4 protein-coding genes are annotated in these 5,278 nt (G+C 74.2%); all 4 read right to left on the reverse strand.

The window, feature by feature from the left end; genetic code table 11:
• Window positions 1-110 precede the first annotated feature (110 nt).
• Window positions 111-2,522, reverse strand: a complete 2,412-nt coding sequence (locus VR45_RS16770) for a glycosyl hydrolase family 65 protein (RefSeq protein ID WP_045940570.1) — start codon at window positions 2,520-2,522, stop codon at window positions 111-113.
• Window positions 2,519-3,301 (reverse strand): HAD-IA family hydrolase, encoded by a 783-nt coding sequence (locus VR45_RS16775; protein WP_045940571.1) that lies wholly within the window; start codon window positions 3,299-3,301, stop codon window positions 2,519-2,521. Before VR45_RS16775 ends, VR45_RS16770 begins: the two co-directional genes overlap by 4 nt.
• Before the next feature lie 171 nt (window positions 3,302-3,472).
• Window positions 3,473-4,258, reverse strand: a complete 786-nt coding sequence (locus VR45_RS16780) for a VOC family protein (protein WP_045940572.1) — start codon at window positions 4,256-4,258, stop codon at window positions 3,473-3,475.
• Between the two features lie 185 nt (window positions 4,259-4,443).
• A partial coding sequence (locus VR45_RS16785) for a LytR C-terminal domain-containing protein (RefSeq protein ID WP_045940573.1) occupies window positions 4,444-5,278 on the reverse strand: 835 nt, incomplete at its 5' end.

Consider the following 5,278-nt stretch of genomic DNA (forward strand, 5'->3'; position numbering starts at 1 on the left):
CACCAGCACCCTCCGCCGCCCCGCCGCCGCCCGCACCCGGGGGTGGCCCGTCCGGGTGAGGGGACGGCGGGACGGAGGGGACGGCGGGGACGGCGGGGACGGCGCCGGCCCTACTCGGCGGCGAGGTGGTCCGGGCCGGAGGAGATGCGGCCGCCGGGGACGCCCGCCTGGGGCTGGCGGCGGGCCGGTTCGCGGCCGGGCGGCTGGCCGCAGCGCTCCTGGGCGGGCGGCGAGGTGGTCGGCAGCGACACCGGCTCGCCGGCCTTCACCTGCACCTGCTCCCCGTCGTGCCGCAGATGGATCACATCGCCCCGGCGCAGCGTGTACGTGGTCTCGTCGTGGTCGATCCGCACCGCCAGCAGCTTCCCCCGGATCAGCAGCGAGAAGCCGATCCGGGTCAGCCCGGCCGGCAGCCTGGGCCGGAACCACAGCGCCTCGCCGTGGTCCCGCAGCCCGCCGAAGCCCGCCACCAGCGCGATGCAGGCCCCGGCGAGCGAGGCCATGTGCAGGCCGTCCCGGGTGTTGCCGCCGAGGTCGTGGAGGTCCATCAGGGCGGCCTCGGCGGTGTAGTCGTACGCGAGGTCGAGCTGTCCGACCTCGGCGGCGATCACCGCCTGGGTGCACGCGGAGAGCGAGGAGTCGCGGACGGTCAGCCGCTCGTAGTAGGCGAAGTTGCGGGCCTTCTGCTCGTCGGTGAACGCGTCGCCGCGGACCTGCATGGCGAGCACCAGGTCGGCCTGCTTGACCACCTGCTTCCGGTACAGGTCGAAGTACGGGTAGTGCAGCAGCAGCGGGTAGTTCTCCGCCGGGGTGTTCTCGAAGTCCCAGACCTGGTGGTCGGTGAAGCCGTCGGCCTGCGGGTGGACGCCGAGGTTGGCGTCGTAGGGGACGAACATCGCCGCGGCGGCGTCCCGCCAGGCCGCCGTCTCCTCGGTGTCGACGCCGAGCGCGGCGGCCTCGCGCGGGTGCCGGGCGGCGGACTCGGCGGCGGCGAGCAGGTTCGTCTGCGCCATCAGGTTGGTGTAGACGTTGTTGTCGGCGACGGCGCTGTACTCGTCGGGGCCGGTCACGCCCTCGATCCGGAACCGGCCGGCGGCGTCGTGGTGGCCGAGCGAGCGCCACATCCGGGCCGTCTCGACCAGGAGTTCGAGCCCGTACTCGCGCTCGAACTCGACGTCCCCGCTGGTCCGGACGTAGCGGGCGACGGCGACCGCGATGTCCGCGCCGATGTGGAACGCGGCGGTGCCGGCCGGCCAGTAGCCGGAGCACTCCTCGCCGCGGATCGTCCGCCAGGGGAACACCGCCCCGGCGAGGCCGAGCTGGACCGCGCGCTCGCGGGCCATCGGCAGGGTGGTGTGCCGCCAGCGCAGGGCCTGGGTGACGGCGGACGGCAGGCAGTAGGTGAGCACCGGCAGCACGAAGGCCTCGGTGTCCCAGAAGCTGTGCCCGTCGTAGCCGGGGCCGGTCAGCCCCTTGGCCGGGATGGCGCGCTCCTCGCTCCGGGCCCCGGCCTGGAGCACGTGGAAGAGGGCGAACCTGACGGCCTGCTGGAGTTCGACGTCGCCCTCGATCTCGACATCGCTGGTTTCCCAGAACTCCCGGAGGAAGTCGGCCTGTTCGGCGACCAGGTCGTCCCAGCCGGTGTACCGGGCGGCGGTCAGCGCGGCCTCCACCTGGTCCCGGACGGCGGGCAGCGAGCGGGTCGCGGACCAGCCGTAGGCCATGTACTTCACCAGCCGCAGCCGCTCGCCGGGGCGGAGCACGGTGGTGACGCTGATCCGGCAGTGGTCCTCCTCCGCCTCGGCGACGGTGTCCAGCCGGTCCGGCCCCTCGATCACATGGTCCATGCCGGCGGCGACCCGGATGCCGCTGTAGCGGGTGCGGTGCACCAGCACCGCCTTCGTCCCGCCGGCGTGGCTGGCCTCGGCGAGCAGCGGGGCCTCCAGCACGGCGGCGGCCCTCGGGTCGCCGTCGGCGCCGCCGGGCAGCTGCTCGTTGGCCACGAGTTCGCTCTGCAGCACGATCCGCACCGGGGCGTCCACCGCCTCCACGGTGTACTCGATCGCGGCGACCGCCCGCTGGGTGAGCGAGACCAGCCGGGTGGATTCGACCCGGACGGTCCGCCCGGCCGGGGAGGTCCACTCGGCGGACCGCCGCAGCAGGCCGTCGCGGAAGTCCAACCAGCGGCGGTGGCTGACCAGTTCGCCGTAGCGGAGGTCGAAGGGCTCGTCGTCGACCAGCAGTCGGACGATCTTGCCGTTGGTGACGTTGATGACGCTCTGGCTGGACTCCGGGTAGCCGTAGCCGCCCTCGCCGTACGGCATCGGGCGCAGCTCGAAGACACCGTTGAGATAGGTGCCGGGCAGGCCGTGCGGCTCGCCCTCGTCGAGGTTGGCGCGCAGGCCGATGTGGCCGTTGGAGAGCGCGAACACGGATTCGGCGCGGGCCATCGAGGTGAGGTCGAGGCCCGGTTCGACGACCTGCCACGGGTCGACGACGAAGGGCTGCTCCTGGCCGGTCATGCCGGTGTCTCCTCGGGCTTGTCGGGGGTCTGCGGCCCGGGGTCGGGGATCAGTTCGGCGAGGTCCCGGACCACCACGGTGGCGCCGTCGCGGCGCAGTTCGGCGGCCTGGCCGACCCGGTCCACCCCGACCACCGCGCCGAAGCCGCCGGCCCGGCCGGAGGCGACCCCGGCCAGCGCGTCCTCGAACACGGCGGCGTGCGCGGGCTCGACGCCCAGCGTCCGGGCGGCGGCCAGGTAGGTGTCCGGCGCGGGCTTGCCCGGCAGTCCGTCGCGGGCGGCGACGAGGCCGTCCACGATCACGTCGAAGTAGCCCTCGATGCCCGCGGACCGCAGCACGTCCCGGCAGTTGGCGCTGGACGAGACCACGGCGGTGGGCAGGCCGAGCGCGCGCAGCCGGCGCACGTAGTCGACCGAGCCCCGGTAGGGGGCGACGCCCTGCTCGCGGATCATCCGCAGCACGGTGTCGTTCTTGGCCCGGCTGATGCCCTGAACGGTGCGGGCGCCCGGCGGGTCGGCGTCGGTGCCCTCGGGCAGCTCGATCCCCCGGCTGCCGAGGAAGGCGCGGGTGCCGTCGAGTCTGGGCCGCCCGTCCACGAAGGCGTCGTAGTCGGCGACGGCGTCGAAGGGGGTGAACGGCCCGCCGGTGCGGGCGGCTTCGGCCCGCAGGAAGGCGTCGAAGGTGTCCTTCCAGGCCGCGGCGTGCACCGTGGCGGTCTGGGTGAGCACCCCGTCGAGGTCGAACAGGAAAGCGCGGATGTCGTCCGGTAGCCCCAGCATGGGTGCAGTCTTACCCGCCGGAGCGCGTCCGACCGCCCATTCCCGGCGGCGCGTCGCGGGAACGGGCGGCCCGGCCGGCGCGGGCGGGTCGCCCGGGGTCCGGGGGGAGTCCGGGGCCCGTGGGACGTCCAGGGCCCGTGGGAGGTCCGGGCTTCGGGGGGAGCGCGGGGCTCAGGGGGAGTCCGGGGTGGCGGTGAGCGCGAAGACCGCGCCCTGCGGGTCCCGCACCACCGCCATCCGCCCGGCCTGCATGTCGAACGGCGGCTGGACCACCGAGCCGCCGGCCTTCACCAGGGCGTCCACCGTGGAGTCGGTGTCGTCCACCGAGAAGTAGGTCATCCAGTGCGAGGGGGTGCCCGGCGGCAGGTACTCGGCGACCGGCTGCATGCCGCCCACCGTGTGGTCGCCGACGTTGAGCGAGTAGAAGCCGTCCATGCCCTGGACCGTGGCCGGGCGCAGGCCGAGCGCCTGCTGGTAGAACCGTCCGGCCGCCCCGGTGTCCGTGGTGTTGAGCTCGTTCCAGACCAGCGCGCCGGGCTCGTTGACGACGCCCGCGCCGATGAACTCCAGCTTCTGCCAGACGCCGAAGACCGCACCGGTCGGGTCCGCCGCGACCAGCATCCGGCCGGTGTCGCCCACGTCCATCACCGGGTACACGATGGTGCCGCCGGCGCCGGAGATGGCCTGCCCGGCCGCGTCGACGTCGTCGGCGGCGAGGTAGGTGGTCCAGGAGACCGGGGGCAGCGGCTGCCCCTCCGGGCCGGAGCGGGCCATGATCCCGGCAACCGGCCTGCCGTTGAGCGAGCACACGGCGTAGCCGCCGAACTCGGGCGGGCCGACTTCGCCCTGCCAGCCGAACAGGTCGCGGTAGAAGTCGAGCGCGGCCTGCTGGTCGCTCGCCATCAGGTCCACCCAGCACGGGGTGCCGGGCTTGTACGGTGCGGTGACTACGGGCATTCCTGGGCCTCCAAGCGATGGTCCTCCGCCGGACGGGCCACCGGGCGCAGGCCCCCTCGGGCCGCGCGGCCGGACGGCCGTACACCGCCCACGATCGCCGTGCCTCCGCGATCCCGCCACCGGACGGCGTCCCGGCGCCTCCACCGCCGCCTCCGGCCCCGGCGTGCGGCCGGGGCCGGGGCGGGTCAGCCGCCGGAGCCGTAGGTGGTGTTGTCGCAGATGTTGTCGTCCGCCGAGCGGGCGTCGGCGACGAGGCTGCTGGGCAGCGGCTGGGGCACGGCGGGGGCGGACGGGGCCGCCGCCGAGGCGCTGCCGGAGGCGCCCGGGGTGGTGGCGCCGTTGGCCGCCGCGAAGTCCTTGCCGACGATCACGGTGACACCGGCCGAGGTGCCGGGCTCGACCACCGCGCCGGGGAACACCGCGGCGACCTTCTCCGCGTTCGCCTTCTGCCCGGAGCCGTACTGGACCATCGTGGTCGTGTACTTGAGGTTGTCGGCCCGGCCGACGGCGGTGGCGGTGAACTTGGCCGCCTTCAGCTGCTCGGCCGCCTTGCCGGCCATGCCGGTGGCGCTGGTGCCGGTGTAGACCGACACCTTGATGTTCCTGGTGTCGGCGAGCGGGGAACCGGACGCGGCGGCGTGGGCCGCGGCCGCCGGGGTGGTCGCGGTGGTCGCCGCCACGGCCGGCGGGGCGGTCGGCGAGGGGGCCTCGGCCGGCTGCTCGCCGGTGGCGTTCTGGCCGTCGATGGTCTGATCGGCCTTGAGGGTGTCCCAGAGCTTCTTGGCGTCCGCGTCGACGATGTCGATGTTCTTGTCCACGGTGCGGTAGCGCCAGGGCAGGGTGACGAACTTGAGGTCGTGCAGGTCGATGTTGCGCAGCGAGAGGCCGAAGGACATCAGCTTGTCGGCGCTGTCGAGGCCGGGGTCGACGGTGAGCGAACTGGTGGCGGCGTTGGCGAGCGGCAGCAGGGTGGTCGGGTTGAGCCCCTGCTTCTTGATCTTGCTCGCCAGCGAGCTGATG

This window comes from Streptomyces sp. NRRL S-495 (genome assembly GCF_000966955.1).
Classification (GTDB): domain Bacteria; phylum Actinomycetota; class Actinomycetes; order Streptomycetales; family Streptomycetaceae; genus Kitasatospora; species Kitasatospora purpeofusca.